The 20,801-nt window shown below is 57.8% G+C and carries 16 protein-coding genes and 1 pseudogene; 9 read left to right on the top strand and 8 right to left on the bottom strand.

The features are described 5' to 3' along the window. Positions 1-337 precede the first annotated feature (337 nt). The 4 genes from VN622_17090 to VN622_17075 all read left to right on the top strand — a co-directional run bounded on the left by VN622_17090 (position 338) and on the right by VN622_17075 (position 5,058). On the top strand, positions 338-673 hold the full coding sequence (locus tag VN622_17090) for an energy transducer TonB (protein ID HWR37580.1): 336 nt from the start codon (positions 338-340) through the stop codon (positions 671-673). A gap of 201 nt (positions 674-874) precedes the next feature. After that, complete coding sequence (locus VN622_17085; GenBank protein ID HWR37579.1) at positions 875-2,245, top strand: tryptophanase; 1,371 nt, start codon at positions 875-877, stop codon at positions 2,243-2,245. A 318-nt stretch (positions 2,246-2,563) separates the two neighbouring features. Further along, entirely contained in the window at positions 2,564-3,814 is a 1,251-nt protein-coding gene (locus VN622_17080; GenBank protein HWR37578.1) for an ABC transporter permease, read from the top strand. Between the two features lie 2 nt (positions 3,815-3,816). Next, positions 3,817-5,058 carry an ABC transporter permease gene (locus tag VN622_17075; protein HWR37577.1) on the top strand — a complete coding sequence of 414 codons (1,242 nt, stop codon included), beginning with the start codon at positions 3,817-3,819 and terminating at the stop codon, positions 5,056-5,058. 318 nt (positions 5,059-5,376) lie between these two features. Here the strand turns inward: VN622_17075 and VN622_17070 are convergent, their stop codons facing one another. Beyond that, positions 5,377-7,491: a PP2C family protein-serine/threonine phosphatase gene (locus VN622_17070; GenBank protein HWR37576.1), complete on the bottom strand. Its 2,115-nt coding sequence runs from the start codon at positions 7,489-7,491 to the stop codon at positions 5,377-5,379. A 210-nt stretch (positions 7,492-7,701) separates the two neighbouring features. Next, the gene (locus VN622_17065) at positions 7,702-7,902 is read right to left on the bottom strand and encodes an allantoinase (GenBank protein HWR37575.1); all 201 of its coding nucleotides are present in this window, start codon (positions 7,900-7,902) and stop codon (positions 7,702-7,704) included. A gap of 164 nt (positions 7,903-8,066) precedes the next feature. Here VN622_17065 and VN622_17060 point away from each other — a divergent pair, with 164 nt between their 5' ends. The 5 genes from VN622_17060 to VN622_17040 all read left to right on the top strand — a co-directional run bounded on the left by VN622_17060 (position 8,067) and on the right by VN622_17040 (position 14,425). Then, a complete protein-coding gene (locus VN622_17060) occupies positions 8,067-8,795 on the top strand; it encodes a hypothetical protein (protein HWR37574.1) in 729 nt (242 codons plus the stop codon). Positions 8,796-8,849: 54 nt separating this feature from the next. Then, positions 8,850-9,785 carry a thioredoxin-disulfide reductase gene (gene trxB / locus VN622_17055; protein HWR37573.1) on the top strand — a complete coding sequence of 312 codons (936 nt, stop codon included), beginning with the start codon at positions 8,850-8,852 and terminating at the stop codon, positions 9,783-9,785. 263 nt (positions 9,786-10,048) lie between these two features. Further along, positions 10,049-10,969 (top strand): proline dehydrogenase family protein, encoded by a 921-nt coding sequence (locus tag VN622_17050; protein ID HWR37572.1) that lies wholly within the window; start codon positions 10,049-10,051, stop codon positions 10,967-10,969. 227 nt (positions 10,970-11,196) lie between these two features. Then, positions 11,197-11,988: a hypothetical protein gene (locus VN622_17045; GenBank protein ID HWR37571.1), complete on the top strand. Its 792-nt coding sequence runs from the start codon at positions 11,197-11,199 to the stop codon at positions 11,986-11,988. Between the two features lie 325 nt (positions 11,989-12,313). Then, entirely contained in the window at positions 12,314-14,425 is a 2,112-nt protein-coding gene (locus tag VN622_17040; GenBank protein HWR37570.1) for a radical SAM protein, read from the top strand. A gap of 289 nt (positions 14,426-14,714) precedes the next feature. On the opposite strand, the gene tsf is transcribed toward VN622_17040, so the two are convergent. The 6 genes and pseudogenes from tsf to VN622_17010 all read right to left on the bottom strand — a co-directional run bounded on the left by tsf (position 14,715) and on the right by VN622_17010 (position 20,432). Next, positions 14,715-15,374, bottom strand: a complete 660-nt coding sequence (gene tsf / locus VN622_17035; protein HWR37569.1) for a translation elongation factor Ts — start codon at positions 15,372-15,374, stop codon at positions 14,715-14,717. Between the two features lie 141 nt (positions 15,375-15,515). After that, positions 15,516-16,409 carry a 30S ribosomal protein S2 gene (rpsB, locus tag VN622_17030; protein ID HWR37568.1) on the bottom strand — a complete coding sequence of 298 codons (894 nt, stop codon included), beginning with the start codon at positions 16,407-16,409 and terminating at the stop codon, positions 15,516-15,518. Between the two features lie 266 nt (positions 16,410-16,675). Continuing rightward, a complete protein-coding gene (gene rpsI, locus VN622_17025) occupies positions 16,676-17,071 on the bottom strand; it encodes a 30S ribosomal protein S9 (protein HWR37567.1) in 396 nt (131 codons plus the stop codon). Between the two features lie 202 nt (positions 17,072-17,273). Further along, positions 17,274-17,711 (bottom strand): 50S ribosomal protein L13, encoded by a 438-nt coding sequence (rplM, locus tag VN622_17020; GenBank protein HWR37566.1) that lies wholly within the window; start codon positions 17,709-17,711, stop codon positions 17,274-17,276. Positions 17,712-18,232: 521 nt separating this feature from the next. Beyond that, positions 18,233-19,141, bottom strand: a pseudogene (locus VN622_17015) (aldehyde dehydrogenase family protein). 172 nt (positions 19,142-19,313) lie between these two features. Continuing rightward, positions 19,314-20,432, bottom strand: a complete 1,119-nt coding sequence (locus tag VN622_17010; protein HWR37565.1) for an ABC transporter permease — start codon at positions 20,430-20,432, stop codon at positions 19,314-19,316. Positions 20,433-20,801: the final 369 nt, after the last annotated feature.

The raw sequence follows: 20,801 nt of genomic DNA, 5'->3' as shown, positions 1-20,801 counted from the left end.
ATCAAGGCACGCCTCGGGCGTGCCTTGCTTACAAACCAGAGCTTAGCGTGCTGACGAAGTAAAGCTTTCATGTGCTAAGTGGAGAGACCTTGTGTTTTGCGTGCGGCGGAAACACAAGGTGGTTCGAATACGCGCCAAAACACCGGCGCTACGCTCACTATGACGCGTGTTGTAGTCACAAACGATGCGCTCCACGCATACTCCGCCCCAAGTTAGTAACGTATGTAGCACCTTAGTAACCTTCTCACGCAGCAATTCCGAAGTACAATCCGCAATCTTAAGTGGGGATTCTGCCGGGGGACAGCTCTGCTGCACAGCACTGCTGCGAGGAACACTCATGAAGTCAGCTCGCCCTATGTCTTTGTTGATCGCGATATCACGCGCGGTGTTTATGCTGGTAACGATTGTCACTCCGACAATTGCAGGCGCGGAAGACGGCCGAAAGGTCAAGGAACAGATTCAGCCCGCGTATCCCGAACTCGCCAAGAGCATGAACATCTCCGGCTCCGTAAAGCTTGAGGTTACGATCGCGTCCCAAGGGGGCGTGAAGAAGGTGAAAGTGCTTGGCGGGCATCCCGTGTTGGCCGATGCTGCCAGCCGCGCCGTGAGCCGTTGGCGTTACGAGCCCGGCGTAGAAGAGACGCGCACCGTGATTGTTGATTTCAAACGGTAGTCCGCGCTGCGAGAATTGAGATTCGAGGCTCCACCTATGGACACAGCCCATTGTTGGAGCCTTTTCAATTTTGTTCGTTTGGAAGTTGCTCGCGCCTACGGAACCATTGTTCCTTCCGCCGCTGACGCACTACAATCATGGGTTGCGTGTCGCGCTTCTACACAGCTGTTGTCGCGGCCTCCGCAAGGGGACAAACAAATCATGACCATCCGTACGATCATCGAACCATTTCGCATTAAAAGTGTTGAACCAATTCGCTGGACCACGCGGGAACAGCGCGACGTTCTGCTCCGCGCCGCATCCTTCAATGTCTTCCTTCTGGCTGCGGATGACGTGCTTATCGACCTGCTGACGGACTCCGGCACGGGCGCCATGTCTACCTACCAATGGGGCGCCATCATGGAAGGCGACGAGAGCTATGCGGGCAGCAAGAGCTATACCCGCTTCCGCGACTCCATTCGGGACATTACCGGATACAAGCACGTCATTCCCACGCACCAGGGTCGAGCCGCCGAACGCATCCTGTTCAGCGTGATGGTGAAGAAGGGCGATGTCGTCCCCAACAACACCCATTTCGATACGACTCGCGCTAACCTGGAGCAGGCTGGCGGCGAAGCCGCTGACCTCGTCATCGCCGAAGGCAAGCAGCCGTCCGTGATTCATCCGTTCAAAGGCAACATGGATATTGCCGTGCTTGAAGAGACCATTCAACGGGTGGGGCGCGAACGCATTCCACTGGTCATGCTCACCGTGACGAACAACTCCGGCGGCGGCCAGCCCGTTTCCATGGAGAATGCCAGAGCGGTCAGCGCAATCTGCAAGAAATACGGTATTCCGCTCTACTTCGATGCCTGCCGCTTTGCCGAGAACGCGTACTTCATCAAGTTGCGCGAGAAGGGATACGAAAACAAGACACCGAAAGAGATCGCGCAGGAAATGTTCGCGCTCGGCGATGGCTGCACTATGAGCGCCAAGAAAGACGGCATGGCGAACATTGGCGGCTTTCTTTGCACGAATGACGATCTGCTCGCGCAGCAGGAGAAAGATCTGCTCATCCTGACGGAAGGCTATCCGACGTATGGCGGACTTGCGGGACGCGACCTGGAAGCGATCGCAGTCGGCATACAGGAAGCCGTGCAGGAGGATTACCTCAAGTACCGCATCGCGTCCACCGCGTATCTTGGGAATCATTTGGCCGAGCAGGGTGTCCCACTCGTCATGCCTCCCGGTGGACACGCCATCTACCTCGACGCGCGTGCTTTCGTTCCTCACATTCCGCTGGAGCAATTTCCTGGCGTGGCGTTAGCGACGGAGTTGTACCTGGAAGGCGGCATTCGCGCCGTCGAGATCGGCTCGCTGATGTTCGGTGATGCTGCCAAGATGGACCTTGTCCGTCTCGCCATTCCACGACGCACGTACACGCAGAGCCACATCGATTATGTGATCGAGGTAATTCTGGAAGTCTGGAAGAAGCGTCAACAAATCCGCGGGTTCAAGCTGACCTATGAGCCACCATTCCTACGTCACTTCACGGCCCGCTTCGAGCAAGTGGAAGCGAAGGCAGCAAGGTAACGGACTGCGATTCTGGATAACTGAAGAAGTAGAGCCGGCCGAAGGTGGCCGGCTCTTTCCGTGTTGCGTGATTGTTTTCCAGCAATCGCGAATGCTCAATGCCTAAACGAACCTAAGAACATTGAAACACCGACAACAAGTGGGGCATCCTGAGCGTAGCGAAGGATCTGCTGTTCACAGCAAAGCAGATCCTTCGGTCTTAGCAACGTGAACTCAGGATGACTCGATAAAAACTTCCTCAGCAACCGTGAAGCAGGTGATCCGTATTTCCCGGAACTTCTGCCGTTCCCCAAGCGTACACAGCATGGGGATGGTTCCATGAGGATGCTGGTCGATATCCTTGCGCAGACGTTCCGGACACTCTGGGCGCACAAGCTGCGCTCGTTTCTTACCATGTTCGGAATCGCGTGGGGCGTTGGCTCGTTGTTGCTACTGGTTGGCCTTGGCGAGGGATTCCGGTCAGGGCAAATGAAGCGTATGGCCGAGATAGGGGAAGACATCATGTTCATCTCCGCCGGCCGCACGCCTGCCGTGGAGGGCAGCCTGAATTCCGCTCGCCCTTACTTCCTCACTTATAAGGATTATCAGGACATACACAGTGAAGCGCGTTATGTGCGCAACGCGTCACCGGTCGTGACGCGGGGCGATGTCCGTTCGGTCAGCGAGTTTGCGAGCGCGAACGGACAGCTTACCGGCGTAGAGCCTCAGTTTTCACGTATCCGCTTTCTGCCCCTCGCGCAAGGGCGCTGGATGAACGAGATGGACGAGCAGCAACGTCGCCTCGTCATCGTTCTGGGCTCTGAGGTTGCGAAGAACCTGTTCCCGGGACGGCCGGTGATCGGCAGCGCCGTTCTGCTCAACGGCATTCGTTTCGAAGTTATTGGCACGATCCGGCCGGTTGGGCGCGGCGAGAACAATTCTACGAACATGCGGTCCTACGTGCCCTACTCCGTCATGAGCACGTACTTCCCGGCGACGGGGGAACAGCAACCGGTCGATGCGCTCTCCTGGATCAACTACCAGCCGCGCACTCGCGATGAACACAAAGAGGCGAAGCTGGAGGTTCGCCGCATCGTCGCCCGCAACCACGGTTTCGATGCGCAGATCGAGGACTCGTTCGAAGAGTGGGACACGATCAGCGGCGCAAAGATGGTCGGCAAGATTTTCGACGCGATGAATATGTTTCTCGGGAGTGTGGGGCTGGTCACTCTGGCGCTCGGCGGCATCGGTGTCATCAACATCATGCTGGTTGCCGTGACCGAACGCACGCGTGAGATCGGATTACGGAAGGCACTCGGAGCCACCAATCGCAACATCCTGGCGCAGTTCGCATTGGAAGGCATTTTTCTGACCGTGTTCAGCGGCTTTATAGGGATGGGCGTAGCGGCCGCCATCATGGCGGCCCTCGGCTCCCTGCCTTCACCGGAAGGCTTTGATACGCCGAAGCTGGTTTTGTCTTCGTCAGCACTTGCCATCGTCAGTCTCTCTATTGCCGGAATTGCCGCCGGACTTTATCCGGCTCGCAAGGCCGCGATGCTAACGCCCGTTGAGGCTCTGAGGCAGGACTAGACATGATGCACGATCTCTTGAGCCAGGCTTACGGAGCGTTACGGCACAATCGGCGTCGAACGGCGCTCACCATGTTTGGCATGGCGTGGGGAATTGCGACGGTGGTGCTGTTGCTCGCCTACGGCACCGGCTTCGGGAACGCAATCAACACCATCTTTTCCAGCTTCGGCATGAAGGTGATGGGAGTGTTTCCGGGGCGCACGTCGATGCAGGCGGGCGGCGCCAAGGCCGGAACGCAGATACGTTTCACCCTCGACGATGTGCAGCGTTTGCAGGCGAATGTTCCGCAGATTGCGCGAATCACGCCCGAAGTTAATAAACAAACGACGGTGCAAAATGACAGCCGGCAATACAGCTTCACGGTGAATGGACATTATCCTTCCGTGCAGCGTATCCGGGTGCTCGCGGTTGATGAGGGACGCTGGTACAACGACGAAGACCTGTTGCAGAAGTCTCGAGTGGTAGTGCTCGGCTCCGAGGCGAAAGAGAAACTGTTTTCAGGCAAGTACGCCATCGGTGAGCACGTGCGCATCGACGGGCTCAGTTTTGAAGTGATCGGAGTCGCCAAGCCAAAGATGCAGGAAGGCGACAATGACAATAATCGCCAGCTTTATGTCCCATTCACCAGTATGGCTGACATTACGGACATCCACTACCTAAACGGCATCTGGCTGGATTACGAGAGTGACGCGTACGAGGACATTGAGCGCTCGATCCGCAGCGTGCTCTCAGCCCACTTTGTTTTCAAGCCAGAAGACCGCCGCGCCGTCATGGTCTTCAGCGCGATGAAGCAGGTTTCGCAGTTCCGTGTCATCACCATGGGCTTGCAGATCCTGCTCGCGTTCGTTGGCACGCTCACGCTCGGCATTGGCGGCGTGGGGCTGATGAACATCATGTTGGTCTCCGTTACTCAGCGAACGCGCGAAATCGGCGTGGAGAAAGCGCTGGGGGCGCGCAGACGCGACATCTTGTTGCAGTTCCTGGCGGAAGCCATGGCGATCACCTTTGCCGGTGGGTTGCTTGGCATTGCGCTCTCGTACGTAGTTGCGTTCTCTGCCGGAACTCTGACCTTTTACAGCGCCCTTGCCAAGCACGGAGAAGCCGCCGACATCAGGCTGATCATCTCGCCCATGAGCGTGCTGGTTGCCACAGTAATCCTTGCGGTCGTGGGACTCATCAGTGGCATAATCCCCGCCATACGCGCATCACGACTCGACCCCATCGAGGCGCTGCGATACGAGTGAGCAGTTGCCAGGTGCCAGTTGCCAGGTGCTGAGCTGCTGGATGTGAGCTGTTGAAGTGCTGAAGGTAGCCCAGCGGTTGCCGGCCGGTTCCAGGTGTGCGAGTTACTTAACTGCTGGTTGTGAGCGGTTGAGCTGCTGAAAGTAGCCGCGATACTGACGGCTGCGCTTGCAACCGGCCACTCGTCGCTGGCACTGGTCACTGCCAACCGGCAACCGGCAACTGGCCACTGCCAACCGGCCACTGCCAACCGGCCACTGGCAACCGGCCACTGGCAACTGGAACTGGCAACTGACCTGGCAACCGGCAACTGAGCCGAGCTACCGCGCCCGAGCGAGTACCAGCGTTACGTCGTCCGGTTGTTCGTTGCCGCCGATCCAGTCCTGTACAGCCGCCATAACGATGTCGCTGATGCGAGCGAGTGGAAGGTGACGGTTCTCCATGACTAATTGGATGAGCCGCTCTTCGCCGAATTCGCCAAACTCGTTTTCCGGCTCTGTGATGCCGTCCGAGTACGCGACGAAGATGTCGCCCGAGGTCATCTCAACTGCGTCGTCCGGATAGACGACGTCCCCGAAAAGGCCCACAACGAGCCCGCCGGTTTCCAGCGCGCGAACTGTGCCATCGTTACTGATGAGAAGTGGTGGAAGGTGTCCGGCGTTGGAGTACGTCAACTGTCGCGTGCGCTGATCGTAGAAGCCCAGGAACATAGTCGCGTACTTCTCGGTCGGCGTACTGCGATAGAGTTGCTGATTCAGCATGGCAAGCAGCGTTCCCGGCGGAAGCTCGCCGGCGTCCCGTATGCTGCTGCGCACAGTTCCGCCCACCTTCACTGCGCCCCCCGTGGCCGCCGGGGCGGTGAGTGCAGGAACACTTTCCACCAGTGTGTATGCGCGAACAAAGGCATGAACAGTGGCCATAAGCAACGCAGCCGAAATTCCTTTGCCCGCGATGTCGCCCACGGCCAAGCCAACCTTGTCCGGGCCAATTGGCAGAAAGTCGTAGTAATCACCGCTGACGGTGCGAGCCGGTTTGCAGATTCCGTGTACCTCCAGCGACTCCACTTCCGTGATGTCACGCGGGAAGAGAAGTGCCTGCACTTCCTGGGCGATAACTAACTCGCTCTCGATACGTTGCTTTTCCTTCTGCTCGGCGATAAGGCTTTCGAGCGACTCGGTCATCGAGTTGAAGGACGTCTCCAGCGCCGCCATCTGGTCGTACGTTGTCACCTTGATGCGATGGGAGAAGTTTCCGGCGTTGATGTGCTGGGTGGCATCATAGAGCGCCGCGACCGACTTGGTCATGGTTCGCGTCAGGCGCAGGCCGATAATCAAAGCGAATAGCTCGATGATCGCGAAGACGATGGCCACGGCATAAAGAAAGCTGACGATAAGGCCGGTCGAGTCGCCCAGCGTTCGGAAGAGGCGCGCATACAGGAGTGAGGGCCGCGTGCGTACGCTGAGCAGCATGCCGTCATTCTTGCCCTTGTTCCAGTCGAATACGTTGAGCAACGTTCCGAATGGCATGGCGACATCGAGCCGATTCTTAGGCAAGGGCAGAGTGCCCGCGCTCAGCTTCGGAGTGCTGTCAACAAGGCTGTTGCCGATCTTCAGGGCTGGTGCGCTATCGGATTTCGTATCGGCCGGGTGCATTCCATACAGCGCCACCATTCCGATGCCGCTGGCTGTCGCTTCCAGCGTCTCGCGATCGAGCGGGACGCTGCTCACGATGACCAGTTCATCCTCAGGGCCGCCGGGACGCACGGGCAGTCGCGTTACGGCGCGCAGATACAGACTGTCCTCGTCCAGCACGATGGAGTCGTCCTTGAGGGCATCGGGCGCCACCAGCACGGAATTGTGAGTGCCGGGGTCTTGCAGCACGAGCGCCTTACCGCGATACCAGGCAGTCACGTGCCGATTGCGAAACGCCGTCGTATCCAGGACGATTGCGCCGCGGTCGAGCGGGGCGTCGAAGTATCCTCGCCGTGCCAGTTGGGCAGTCTGTGCGCCGATGGTTGCGTTCGCGGCGCGAAGTTTGCCCATCTCCGCGTGCAGGTCCGAAGTGACTACAAAGGTAGAGAACTGACTGGCGAACAGAAACGCTGCCAGGAGAGCCATCGCAGCCAGCAACACGACCGGGAAAACGCCGATAAAGATGTGGGTAATGATGAGACGATTTCGCAGGCGCCACATGACGCTCCGGCGAATCCAGCGCAGGGTCGCGATAGGGACAACGACGATCAGTACGAAACTAACGAAGCTGAACGAGACGCCCAACGACCTTGCCCAACTCGGCGAAGAGTTCGCCTTACCCAATAGATAAAGCACGATGTCGAACGCCGCAAGCACGATGATGAGCCGTGCCAGCAGGGAGCGGGGAATCAGGCCTTTGGCTGAAAGGAAGCGCCGCAGATATCGGATGGGCAGGGCAGTCATGGAATTACGCGGAGATTATAGCTGTTCAGGTACGAACTGTTCAGAATACGCCAGCACCCAATGTTCGCCGACGTGCGGATATGTTGTATAGACAGTACGGCGGAACAAAAGGTTAGGTTCCCACGCATCACAATTAATCGACTCTTAACCCTTTGCCTGCGGGCGCCGGAGTAGGCCTTCTGTAATAAAGCTGGCGTGTCGGCGACGGTACTAGATCTCCGGATAGAGATCAAAGAAAGCTTCAATGCTCTGGCGGAGTTGCGCTTCGATCTCCCTCTTCGAGCCTTCCAGCACGTGCATAGTCACGTGCGCCTCGCGCCCGCCTTTTAGTTGTACCGGAGCCTCACCTATCTCGATCACTTCCTCGGAGGGCAGCAGCCTCATCCCATATACAAGCGTAAGATTTGCCATCCAGGGATTGTAGCAGCGGGGCCACACCCCTACGTCGCTGGCCAGCTATCCACAGGCGGCGCTGGTCCCGGTTTCCGCTATTCACTATCCGGTAGCAGGTGCCGTACAATTCATCGGTGCTCAAGCAACTCACGATTGCACTCAGCTTGTTTTCGGCGACCACAATGATTCCCGTTTCGTTTGCCCAGCAGACAAAAGCCGGGCAGCCGCAAATTCGGGTCAATTACCTGAATGTCTGTGCCCCAACGGATGCTGAGAGTAAAGAGATAGCTGCCGCTTTGGCGCGACTGCCGGACAATCCGTCATTTGCCGTGGATTTCGAGGTGGCGCGCGGCCGTTCCAGCATGACCGACACCGGTCTGTTTGCCGCGGGCGCAGGCGCGCAGATGAGCACAGACCCGCCTGCGATCTCTCGCTGGGTGCGCGTCCGCAGAGAGTTCCCGGAGAAGTCTCCCTTTTCCAACGTGCAGTATTCATTCAGCGTGACAGAGAATCGGGCGGTCGAGACCCTTGTATTTCGCGTGCGCGACCCTAAAGACATGATGCTGGTGTCCATCTCTGATACGGTAGATATTGGCGCGGATCCCGCTGTGGTCGTCCGTACGGACACGCCGGCTGACCGCGTGCGCCTGGAGCGTTTCGGCAAGTCCTCGCTGGCGCTGGCGCGTTGCAGGGAGTCTGACCAATCGGGCTACGAGCCGCTATTTCAGAGCGCGAGTCGAACGCTGGCCGCATATCGCGGATGGCTCAAAGTACGCGACATCGTTCCCGCTGATTTGCAGAAGGTAGGAGCGCATGAGGCCAAGCCGGGCGCGGCCCACTCTCAGGTAGTGCCTGGGAAAGCGACGAAGCCGAAAGCTGCTCCGTTGAAAGCACTGGACAAAAAACAGTAGGCGCTCCGCGCTGAATCGAAACCTGGAAGCTAGGAATCATAAAGACACAATTATATGGAAGACATACGCAATGTAGTAATCATGGGGTCCGGTTGTGCCGGATTGACTGCGGCGATTTATGCCGCTCGCGCTAACCTGAAGCCGCTTGTGCTCGATGGGCACGAGCCGGGCGGACAGCTCGCGCTCACCACTCTGGTCGAGAACTTCCCCGGTTTCCCCGAAGGAATTCAGGGGCCGGAGTTGATCGACAACATGCGCCAGCAGGCTGCGCGTTTCGGGGCGGAGTTCACGTCCGGGCACGTGCAGAAGGTTCATCTCGCGCAACACCCGTTCACGCTGTACGTAGGCCACGAGCAAGTGATTAAGACTCGTTCGCTCATCATCGCGAGCGGTGCCAGTGCGCGCTGGCTCAACCTGCCTAGCGAACAGGCTCTCATTGGCCACGGCGTTACTTCCTGCGCCACCTGCGACGGCTTCTTTTTCAGCGGGAAGGAGATCACGGTCATCGGTGGCGGAGATTCCGCTATGGAGGAGGCGCTGTTCCTGACGCGATTTGCGACCAAGGTCACGATCATTCACCGTCGCGATATCTTCCGGGCCTCGAAAATCATGTACGACCGCGCCAAGGCGCATCCGAAGATCGAATTCCTGCCGAACACCGTAGTGGATGAGGTCCTCGACGTCGAAAAGAAAGAGGTCACCGCCCTCAAACTGCGCGACGTCAAGACGAACAAGAGCTGGGTTTTTCCGACCAGTGCCATGTTCCTCGGCATTGGACACATTCCGAATGCATCGATGTTCAAAGGTGTGCTTGACACCGACGACGACGGTTATCTCAAAAGTCGCGATTACGTCTTCACCGGGGTGCCCGGCGTTTTCGCTTGCGGCGACGTGCAGGATCGGCGTTATAGGCAAGCGATTACGGCCGCAGGCTCGGGCTGCGCTGCGGCCATTGAAGCTGAAAAATACCTGGAAGAGTTGGGCAGGTAAGTTCATTTCTGAGCTGCGCCTCAGCGCAGCTCAGAACGTTTTGTCCAAACACTCCCGATCGGTCCAGAGTTGTTGGACGGCCTGTGGCGAGTCCAGCGGCACGCCACAGGCCAGCGTGAGTTAACCCCCAAGCTGTGACGTTCGTCATAACCCCCGTCCAGCCCTGATGTGGTAAAACCAAAGGTCGCGATAGCGACCATTTTGTTTTATTGAAATCTTGTTTTTCAGACGCGCGAATGGGTTTCGCGGTCTGAAGGAGCACTATGCTCAGAGCACTATTCATTGGACTTTCCACCAACAAGCCGCTGCGCTCGTTCGCAGAGAACAATTCGCTTGGCCGTAGAATGTCGCACCGTTTCGTTGCCGGCGAGAGCGTAGAAGACTTGATCGCCGCCACAGAGGCCGTTAACAAGCAGGGCATCCACGTCACAGTCGATAATCTGGGCGAGAACGTAACCAACCGGGAAGAGGCGCTGCACAGCGCCAAGCTATATCACTGTTTGCTGGACGAGATCGAGAAGCGCAAGCTCGACGCCAACGTCAGCTTGAAGCTCACGCACATGGGCCTCGACGTCGACGAGCAACTGGCAAAAGGCATCGTCAGCGAACTGCTTGATCATGCTGTCCAGATCAACAGCTTTATCCGCATCGACATGGAGGACTCGTCTTACACGCAGAAGACCATCGACTTCACTCGTCAACTGCACAATCGTCCCGGCTACCAGGGACGGGTGGGGACCGTGTTGCAGGCCTACATGAAACGCACCGAAGCCGATGCCAAGTTGCTGTGCTCGGAAGGCATCCGCATCCGTCTCTGCAAAGGCGCATATCGCGAGCCTGCCGAGGTTGCCATCCAGGACAAGCGGGATGTTGATGCCAATTATGTCAAGGTGGCGAAGCAGATCATCAAGAGCGGCGTGTTTCATGGTATTGCTACGCACGACGAGAACATCGTCAATGAGTTGAAGGCATGGTCGAAAGCGGAAGGCATTCCCAAGAGCGCTTTCGAGTTCCAGATGCTCCACGGCATCCGTCGCGACCTGCAACAGCAACTCGCGAGTGAAGGCTGGGGAGTGCGCATCTATATACCGTTTGGCACTGAATGGTATCCATACTTCATGCGCCGCCTGGCGGAACGTCCGGCGAACGTCATCTTCATTGCAAAGAACCTTTTGCGGTCATGAGAGTTATGTAGGTTGGTAGAAGGCGCGGCATCGCCGCGCCTTCTCTGTTTCAGCACTCGCCTTATTCTCACAATGCGCCACTTTTCTCCGGGCACCCGAAATATTTACTTGCCCTTGAGAAACCATTCATAGCTCTCTCCCCTCACATTCACTCAGAACAACGGCAAAGCAATTGCAGCGACATGAGAGACGAGGGTGCGAACGTGCAGTTCGCCCCCGGGGGAGTCATGACGATCAGAGCAGCAGTTCTGATCCTGTCGCTGGGTACGATTGCGGTAAACCTGCACGCGCAGGCTCCAACAGCAGAGCAGCATCCGGATGCTCCATCCGCGTCACTTCCAGCCATGCCGGCCGTCAACTCGGTCCTAGTCTTGCGCACCGTCTACGCCTCCACGCCGACTCGGCCATCGCGTCAAAGCTCGCTTCCGGATGCGCCTTCTTATACGGCGCTTAGCGACGAGCAGAAATTCGGAATCTTCGTCGAGAGTTCGTATTCGACGCTGACGTTCTTCTCAGCTGGCGTGAATGCTGGGGCAGCACACATTCGCGGTGATCATGCTTACGGAACCGGTGTCCTTGGATTCGGCAGGAGCTATGGCGCGGCGCTGGCGACGAAAGAGTCCAACGCATTCTTTGGCAGATATCTCTTCCCGGCATTGCTCAACCAGGACCCGCGTTATCATCCTTCGCTTAAATCTGGCCTGATGCCGCGCGCCACACACGCCGCAAGCCGCGTGCTGTTTACGCAGAACGACAAGGGGCAGACGACACTGAATACCTCATACCTGCTGAGCACAGTCACGAGTTCGACGCTCGCAAACGCCTACAAGCCACCCGCATATCGCAGCTTCGGCAATACGGCCTCCGACATTTTGACAACGATAGGGGGCGAGGCCGGCATGAATATCTTGCGAGAATTCTGGCCGCAGTTGCGCGAAGGCCTGGGCAGGATCGAGCCGAAACCAATTCGCAAGCTTCGGGTTAAGTTCAATGAAGACCAGGGCGTTCTTCCGAGGTAGACGGCTGCTTTCGAATCTCATCAAACCCTTTTCTCATCTCGCCGTCCAACCATGAACGCGTGACTCCGGTCACCATTCCCTGTGATATCCTGCCGTTAACCCGGTAAAAAGTGCCGTTCGTGGTTTCCCGATTGGGACTGGACTCCAGACCCCCTAGCATAAGTCTGGGCAGAACCTTTGCGACTGCATGTGGCGGTCGGGCCCGAACCGAAGCTTTTCAATTTCCAGAACAGACTTTTAGCATCCCAGCGAACTACATCGGCTGTTCGAGCGCGGATCGTTTGCAGGGTGCAGTACGACATTTGGCTAAGGAGAAACGCGGCACATGCATAAGCCAATCAAGTATCTCGAAAAAGCTTTCACTTATGGCGCCAAGGCGGCGTGGGCTGTATTCGAACAGGCGAACAGCGTGAAAGCCAACCCGTCGTTCACGCCAAAGTGGAGCGACAAGCCGCTGCTCAAGTCGTACCAGAAGACGAAGCCGCCGCTGGGCTGGCCGCGCACCACCGACTCGCTCTGCCCGAAGTGCGTTCCGGAGATCCGCAAGCAGATACTGGATGGCGCGTTGCCGTACGAAATTCTTCTCAACGAGAAGATCGGCGAAATCAAGGCGCAGATCATCGAGCGCGACGGCCAGATCCTGATGGTGAAGGACTGCCCGAAGCACGGCCACTTCGAAGACGTGATGGCGATCGATACAGACTTCTTCCGCCACCTTGAAGAAGTTTTCCCCGGCCGCGACATTCGCGCACACAATGACGAGAAGCTGCATAACCACGGCACGTCCACCGTCAAGTACGGCCGCGGCTCCGTGCTGACGATCGATCTGACCAACCGCTGCAACATGATGTGCGATCCCTGCTTTATGGACGCGAACCAGGTCGGTTTCGTCCATGAACTCACGTGGGACGAGATCAAGACCATGCTGGACAACGCAATCTCCATCAAGCCCAAGCGGCAGATGAGCGTTCAGTTCAGTGGCGGCGAGCCGACTCTTTCCCCGTACTTCCTGGATGCTGTCGCCTACGCGCGCAAGGTTGGCTACAACTCCGTGCAGGCGGCAACGAATGGCATCGAGTTCGCCAAGAGCCCGGAGTTTGCCAAGCAGGCTGCGGATGCCGGGCTGCGCTATGCATATCTTCAGTTCGACGGCATAGGGAATGCGGCGAACTCGCATCGCAAGGTTGGCAACCTGTTCGACGTGAAGCTGCGCGCGATTGAAAATCTGCACAACGCCGGCGTGGACATTGTGCCGGTCACGACCATCGTCAACGGTCTGAACAACGAGCAGGTCGGGCGCATCGTCCAGTTCGCACTCGACAATCCTAAGAAGATCAGCTTCCTCTCGTTCCAGCCTGTGTCGTTCACCGGTCGCGACGAAGAGATAACGGACGAGCGCCGCGCGGCCCAGCGCTACACGCTGAGCCACCTGGCGCACGACGTGAAAGACCAGGTTAACCTGGGCGAACCCACGCGCGACTGGTTCCCCATCTCCTTCATCAGCACGTTCAGCGACTGGGCGGATCTCGTGCATGGTCCGAGCGCTGACTGGGGATCGCTTAGCTGCGGCTGCCATCCGAACTGCGGTATCGGCATGGCTCTCATGATCGACAAGGAGACGAAGGAAGCCGTGCCGGTGACGGCATTCCTCAATGGCGATCGCATCGCCACGGACGTAGCCAAGGTGAACGATGCGGGCCGAGGCAAGCTTCTCTCTATCGTCGGTATGACGTTGGCGCTGGCGCGCAATTACGATCCATTCAAGGCGCCGAAGCACTTCAAACTCACCGACCTGCTAAAGAAATTCGACAAGACATTCGGCGCCACGGATTCGGCTGACGAAAAGTACGGAACGCAGGGTCCGGAGCGCACGGAAGAAGACATCAAGAAGCGCCGTTCCGACCGTTGGAACTTCCTGTTCATTGCCGGCATGTGGTTCCAGGATCTCTTCAATTACGATTTCCGCCGCACCGAGCAGTGCATCATCCCGTATGCCACGCAGGAAGGCGAGATCAGCTTCTGCGCCTACAACACCGGTGTGGGGTGGCGCAACATCATCGAGAAGATGCACATGACGGCTACGCTTACTAAGTGGTACGAGGAGCACGGCCGCCACGAAATCTTCGCCGGCAACAAAAAGGTCGCGCTGGCCACCACCGGGCACTCGCTCCATTTGAACGAGGAGCACGTGCACGCAGAAGCTAATGACACACTCGATAAGCTGGGCATCGCGAAGAACGCCGGGCAGGAGAAGGCCCGCGCCCGTGATGCCAAATTGAGCGCAGCTGAAAACGCGAAGATGGCGGCGCTGTATCGTGAGCACATTCTGGGCGAAAAGCCTCCACAGGATGGCTTCGTTCCGCTCGGAATTCTTTCAACGAAACCTGCACCCTCGACCCGGAACAAAGACGTTGCCGAAAAGGTAATGGGCGATTAGCAGCCCAAAACAAGACCTCCTGATAATGAAGCCGCCGAGCAATCGGCGGCTTACTTTTGGGAGTGAGCGGCTCACGCCTGAGTCGGACTCTGAAGCGACATGGGCTCATTAAGGCCTTGAGGGTAAACCGCAGCCATCCAGAGCGCAGCGAAGGATCTGCTCTTCACATGACTCCAGGCCTGAAGCGCCTACCTAACCTGGAGATGATTTGTCGACAAAACAAACGGGGCGGATTGTCTCCGCCCCGTCGATAACAGCGCGCCTACCGGCGCTTAAGTTCCAACCAGCCTCACTGCGCGGCTTCTTCCGCGGCGGCGAGCTTGGTGACCGCAATGGTCTCCCCTACTTCGCCAACCTTGAAGCGAGCGAAGCGACGAACCGAAATGTTTTCACCCAGCTTGCCGATGACCGTGGCAATGAGTTGCTGGATCGTGATGGTCTGGTCCTTAATGAAGGGCTGATCGAGCAGGCACACTTCCTCGTAGAACTTGCCCATCTTCCCCTCGACGATTTTCTCGACGACGGCTGCGGGCTTGCCAGTGGCGGCAGCCTGCGCACGGTAAATTTCCTTCTCCTTCTCGAATGCCTCTTGCGTGACGTCTTCGCGGCGGACGAACTTGGGATCGACTGCGGCGATGTGCATCGCGATGTCATGCGTAAGATTCTTGAAGTCGTCGGTGCGGGCCACGAAGTCGCTCTCGCAGTTCACCTCGAGCAGCACGCCAATCTTGCCGCCGGCGTGAATGTAGCTGGAGACGCTGCCTTCGCTGGTCGTGCGGGTCGCCTTCTTGGCGGCCGTCGCCATGCCTTTCTTGCGGAGCACCACAAACGCCTGCTCCATGTCACCCTTCGCTTCGGTGAGCGCATTCTTGCAATCCATCATGGGAGCGCCCGACTTGTCACGGAGTTCCTTTACCATTGCTGCGCTGATGTTCGTAGATGTTCCCATTCCTGTAAAACCTTTCTTATAAGTTGCGGCGCTGGTGCCGCGCGATTTTGTCTGTATGCAAAACGACCCGCGCCCGGCTTACGAGCGCGGGTCTGAATTTTCCGTCCCGCTGTGCGCCAGGTTGCGACGCGTGGCGACCGGCTATCGGGTCTCCACCTGCGGCACGTCGGTGTCGGTGACGTCCGGCTCGGGAGCCTTGCGTACGCCCTTTCCAAGAACCTCTTCCATGCTGACGTCTTCCGTAGCAGCAGTGACTTCCGGCGCAGCCGCGTCGGCAGGCGCTTCTTCTGCTGTCACCATTGGGCCGGAGTAACCTACGCCAGCGGCGATGTCGGACGTCTGCTTGTCGGTGGCAGCCTGGCTGCCTTCGACGACGGAGTCGGCAATCTTGGACGCGAACAGGCGGATGGCGCGCAGGGCGTCATCATTGCCGGGGATCACGTAATCGACTTCGCTCGGGTCGCAGTTGGTATCCACCACGGCAACGACTGGGATGCCAAGCTTGCGCGCTTCCTTCACGGCGATCTGTTCCTTGTTGGAGTCGATCACGAAAAGAGCGTCCGGCAGGCGGTTCAGATTCTTGATGCCGGCCAGGTTGGCCTGCAAGTGCTTGCGCTCGCGCTCAAGCTTGATAACTTCTTTCTTTGGCAGCAGTTCGTAACGGCCATCTGTGGCCATCTCGTCGAGTTCCTTCAGTCGCTTCACTGACTTCTGGACGGTCACCCAGTTGGTGAGCAATCCACCAAGCCAGCGCTGGTTGATGTAGAACTGTCCGCAACGCTGCGCTTCTTCGGCGATGGCATCCTGTGCCTGCCGCTTGGTTCCGACGAACAGCACGATACGGCCATCCGTGGCCATATCCTGCACGAACTTGGACGCTTCCTTGAACATCTTCAGCGTCTTCTGCAGGTCGATAATGTAAATCCCGTTACGTTCGCCGAAGATGAATTCCTTCATCTTGGGGTTCCAACGTTTTGTCTGGTGCCCGAAGTGAACGCCAGCTTCGAGCAACTCTTTCATCGTTATGTTAGCCAAGCCAACCTCCTAGTTGGTTTGCATCCTCTGCGGCGGCCACGGGCCGGTGCGCTCGGGATTCATTCCCGTAGCCCGCCCCGTTGGAACAAATTCAGCGGGTGCGGGAAAATTAGGTCCCGGTTACAACTCGTTGCGCGCGTCGCCGGAACCAAACGGCGCGACAACGTGAAATCCAGTTGCCAGTGAGCTGTTGCCAGTGGTCAGCAAGACCAATCACACGCATTGCCAGTTCCGCGGGGAACTGGCAACCGGCAACCGAGAACTGACTAACGCTTCGAGAACTGGAAGCGCTTACGGGCGCCCTTCTGGCCGTACTTCTTGCGTTCCTTCATGCGCGAGTCGCGCATCATGAAACCTTCGGCCTTCATCTTGGGCCGGAGTTCTGGATTGAACTCCTGCAGGGCGCGGGCAACGCCCATGCGAACTGCGCCGGACTGCGCCGTGATACCGCCGCCCTTGCAGGTGGCGACCACGTCGAAGTTGCCCGTCGTTTCGGTGAGGACCAATGCGGCCTTTGCGATGATGCGCTGGGCAGCGGTCACAAAGTACACGTCAAAAGGCTTGCCGTTCACCTTGAACTCCCCGCTACCGGGGCGCAGGAACACGCGGGCGACGCTCGATTTGCGACGTCCAGTACCGTAATATTGAACCAGATCAGCCATGTTGAATCTTTCGAGGCAGGCACGACGAACGCGCCTCTCGGAAATCCTTCCAGTTGATAAAGAATTTCGGCGACAGTCTGCGCCGCCCACACTTCAAAACAATTTGCGGCTGCCTTCGTCCAGTTCAGCTGAAGCCGTTTGGAACTGGAACCCAGCGCCCGGCGAAAATTAAATCCGACCGGTGCGTCGCGGCACGCCTGCGCTATGCGCGTTTCGCCAGAGAAAGAACCTCCGGCTTCTGTGCCTCATGCGTGTGCTTGTCGTCGCGGTACACCTTGAGCTTCTTGGCCATTGCTTTGCCCAGCTTGCTCTTCGGCAGCATGCCTTGGATTGCCTGCTGAACGATCAATTCCGGCTTGCGCTCCATGCGATTAACGTACTCTTCTTCCCTCAATCCACCCGGATAACCGGTGTAGTGACGGTAGACCTTGGACTCAGCCTTCAGGCCGGTCAACTTCACCTTTGCGGCATTAATCACGATGACGTGATCGCCAGTATCGATGAAGGGTGTGTAGCGGGGGCTTTCCTTGCCAGCAAGGATTGATGCAACACGAGAGGCGAGGCGACCGAGGGTCTGGCCATCGGCGTCCACGACATACCACTTGTGCGTAACTTCCCCCTTGGGGAAATAGGTCGACATTACAAACTCTCCAGAATTGAAACCGCTAAGAAGACCGCTCGGTCACAAGTAGTCCCCAAATGCAGCAAATTCCTTGCTTGCTCGTTCCAGGGGAACCAACCGCTAGCGCAGAAGGCGCACGCGAAAGACCGTCAGGCGGGCAACCGCAAGACCACGAAAGTCTAAAGGTTACAGCAATTCAGAGTACCCTGTCAACGCAACGACAGGACTCACCCGTTAACCCGAGAGTAACTACCCAGGATTCAACTTCCGCTCCGAACGATTCTAACAGGGTTTGTGCAAGTCCCCAAAAGCTTTGTTCAGTGAAAAGCTGCTGAGCTGCTGAGCTACTAAGCGATTGAGTTTCGTCGTCTTCCTCTGAGCGGAGCGACGTAGTCGCGGAGTCGAAGGATCCTACGGTCAGCACGTAGCTGTCGAAAGGGATGCTTCGACTCGGGCTCGCGCCCTCGCTCAGTAGGACAAAGGATTTCTCGCAGCTCAGGCTCGTTGCTCAACAGCTCAGTAGCTCAACAGCTTCCCGCTCATCCGACTCTCGCGCAGATAGCTTTCGTCTCCGTGTAGAGCTCAAGCGCTTCGTGTCCCATCTCGCGACCCCAGCCGGACTGTTTGTATCCGCCGAATGGAAGCGCGGCGTCGAAAATGTTATAGCAATTGATCCAGACGGTTCCGGCGCGCATCTCGGCGGCAATCGTGTGTGCCTTGTTGATGTCGCGCGTCCAGATACCGGCGGCGAGTCCGTACACGGTGTCATTCGCTTGCGGCATCAGTTCTTCGATGTCCTTGAACGGAATGGCCGTAACCACCGGACCGAATATCTCTTCCTGCACCACCTTCATATTCTCAGTGGTATTGACCAGCACAGTCGGTTCGACGAAGTAGCCTTTGTCGCCGTACTTCTGTCCGCCGGTTGCGGCCTTGGCGCCTTCGGAGAAGCCCGACTCCAGGTATCCACAAACGCGGCGCAACTGCTCGTCGGAAACGAGTGGCCCGAGTTGCGTGCCCGCATCCATGCCAGGGCCCAGCCTGATCTTCTTCGCCTGCGCGGAGACTCCGTCCACTACGCGATCGAAGATCGACTGCTCGACATACAAGCGGGACCCGGCGCAACAGCATTGTCCCTGGTTGAAGAAGATCGCGCTGGCAGCACCCGGGATGGCGGTGTCGAGGTCGGCATCCTTGAGCACGATGTTCGGCGACTTGCCGCCAAGTTCGAGCGTCACTTTCTTCAGATTTCCGGTAGCGGCTTGCGCGATCAGCTTGCCGACTTCCGTCGAGCCGGTGAATGCGATCTTGTCCACGTCCGGATGCGCGGCCAAAGCTGCGCCAGCGGTCTCGCCGTAGCCCGAAACGATGTTCACGACGCCGTCGGGGAAGCCGGCTTCCTGGATGAGTTCGCCGAGACGCAATGCCGAGAGTGGCGTTTGCTCTGCAGCGGAGAAAAGCCGGGAGCCACCCCAGAAACTACCATCCTCAATGGTTCGACTTTGTATCACAGCGACGGTCGCCCTACAAGCGAGCATCACTGGAACGCGCCTGGGTTGGTTCCGCCAAAAAGAAAGGGGCAGGCCCGCAGGCCCGCCCCGGCACTACCTTCCAATAAACCTATTCGTAAGCCAAAGCGTCGATCGGGTCCTTCTGTGCGGCCTTGAACGCCGGATACAGCGCGCCGAGAACGGCACCGACGATCGCGATGAGGGCAGCCTTGATGACCCACTGCGGAGTCATCATGACGCGCATCAGCGGGAACTTGACCAGGATGCCCATGCGAGCAAGAAAGCTGAATCCGATGCCGACGATGATGCCGGTAATGGCGAGTACCAGCGTTTCGCGAAGAATGACATTGATGATGTAGAACTTGTTCGCGCCGAGCGACTTCAGAATACCTATCTCGCGCGTGCGCTCCATCACGGCCGTGTACATTGACTGGAAGATCACGATGAAGCCGATGATGACGGATATGCCGATCACGATGTCGATGAACGTGCCGAAGCCGGGCATGTTCTCCACCGTCATGAGCGAGAGGTACTCGCGGAGCGAACGCACGGAATACTTCTCCATACCGGGAATCTGCTTCACGGCGCTCACGACGGAGTCGGCGTTGTCGGGGTTATCGAGCTTGACGTAGAACATCGAGGCCTTGCCCTGTCCGCCGATCAGGTCCTGCAAGGTTTCGATGGGCAGGAACTTGCGCGCGCCTTTGCCGTGTTCCACGATCCCGGAGACGCGGAACTGGTGATTCAGCACTTCGAGACTGTCGCCAACCTTGATGTTCTTCTGCGAAGCGAAGAAGTCATCAATCAGCATGTCATCAGGGCCTTCGAAGGTCCCGCCCGCAAGAAACCGGAACGAGTTGCCGATGTTGTTGAAGTTGTTCGGCGAGCCAGGCGTGAGGTCCACGCCGTAAATCATTTCGACGTTGCCGGCGGTATTCAGCTGTATGACGACCGGCGCAACGGCCGTAACGTGCTCCATCTTGCGCAGCCGATCCGCTACCTTGATGGAAACGGGCGCGCCGGTGATGCCGCTTATGAAAGACGAGCCGGGCGGCGAGATCATCACGTCGGCGCCAATGCCTTTCTGGCGCTCAGCAGTGTCATTCATGATGCCGATCGAAAGGCCGACAATCAGCAAGATCAGCGTAACTTCAACGGCGATAGCAACGATGCTGATCACCGACCGCAACGGCCGATGCACCAGGTTGGAGATGATCATCTTGTTCATTTGGCATTGATTGTAACGGGAAGTAGGCGGCTGGGCTACTGAGCGGCTTCTTAGCTGCTGAGCTACTGAGTCGCTGAGCCACCAAAGACAGAGTTACTAAGCTACTGAGCGGCTGAGTCACTACACTGTGAGTGACTGAGGCGTTTGAGTTTCGTTGTCCTCCTGTGAGCGGAGCGACGGAGTCGCGGAGTCGAAGGATCCCTACAATCATCACGAATTTAGGTCAGCGCCGGGCTGGGCAGAAAGAATCTTGCAAAAGGGATCCTTCGACTCAGGCTTGCGCCCTCGCGCAGGAAGATAGGCTTTTTGGGTCGGCTCGCAGCTCAGCCAGTTCAGTAGTTCAACAGCTCAGCGGCTCGTCTCAGCGAT

The sequence above is a fragment of the Clostridia bacterium genome (genome assembly GCA_035561135.1).
In the GTDB taxonomy this organism is placed as follows: Bacteria; Acidobacteriota; Terriglobia; order Terriglobales; family Acidobacteriaceae; genus DATMYA01.
The sequence above is the reverse complement of the archived record's forward strand: the minus strand, read 5'-3'. Positions and strand labels throughout refer to the sequence as shown.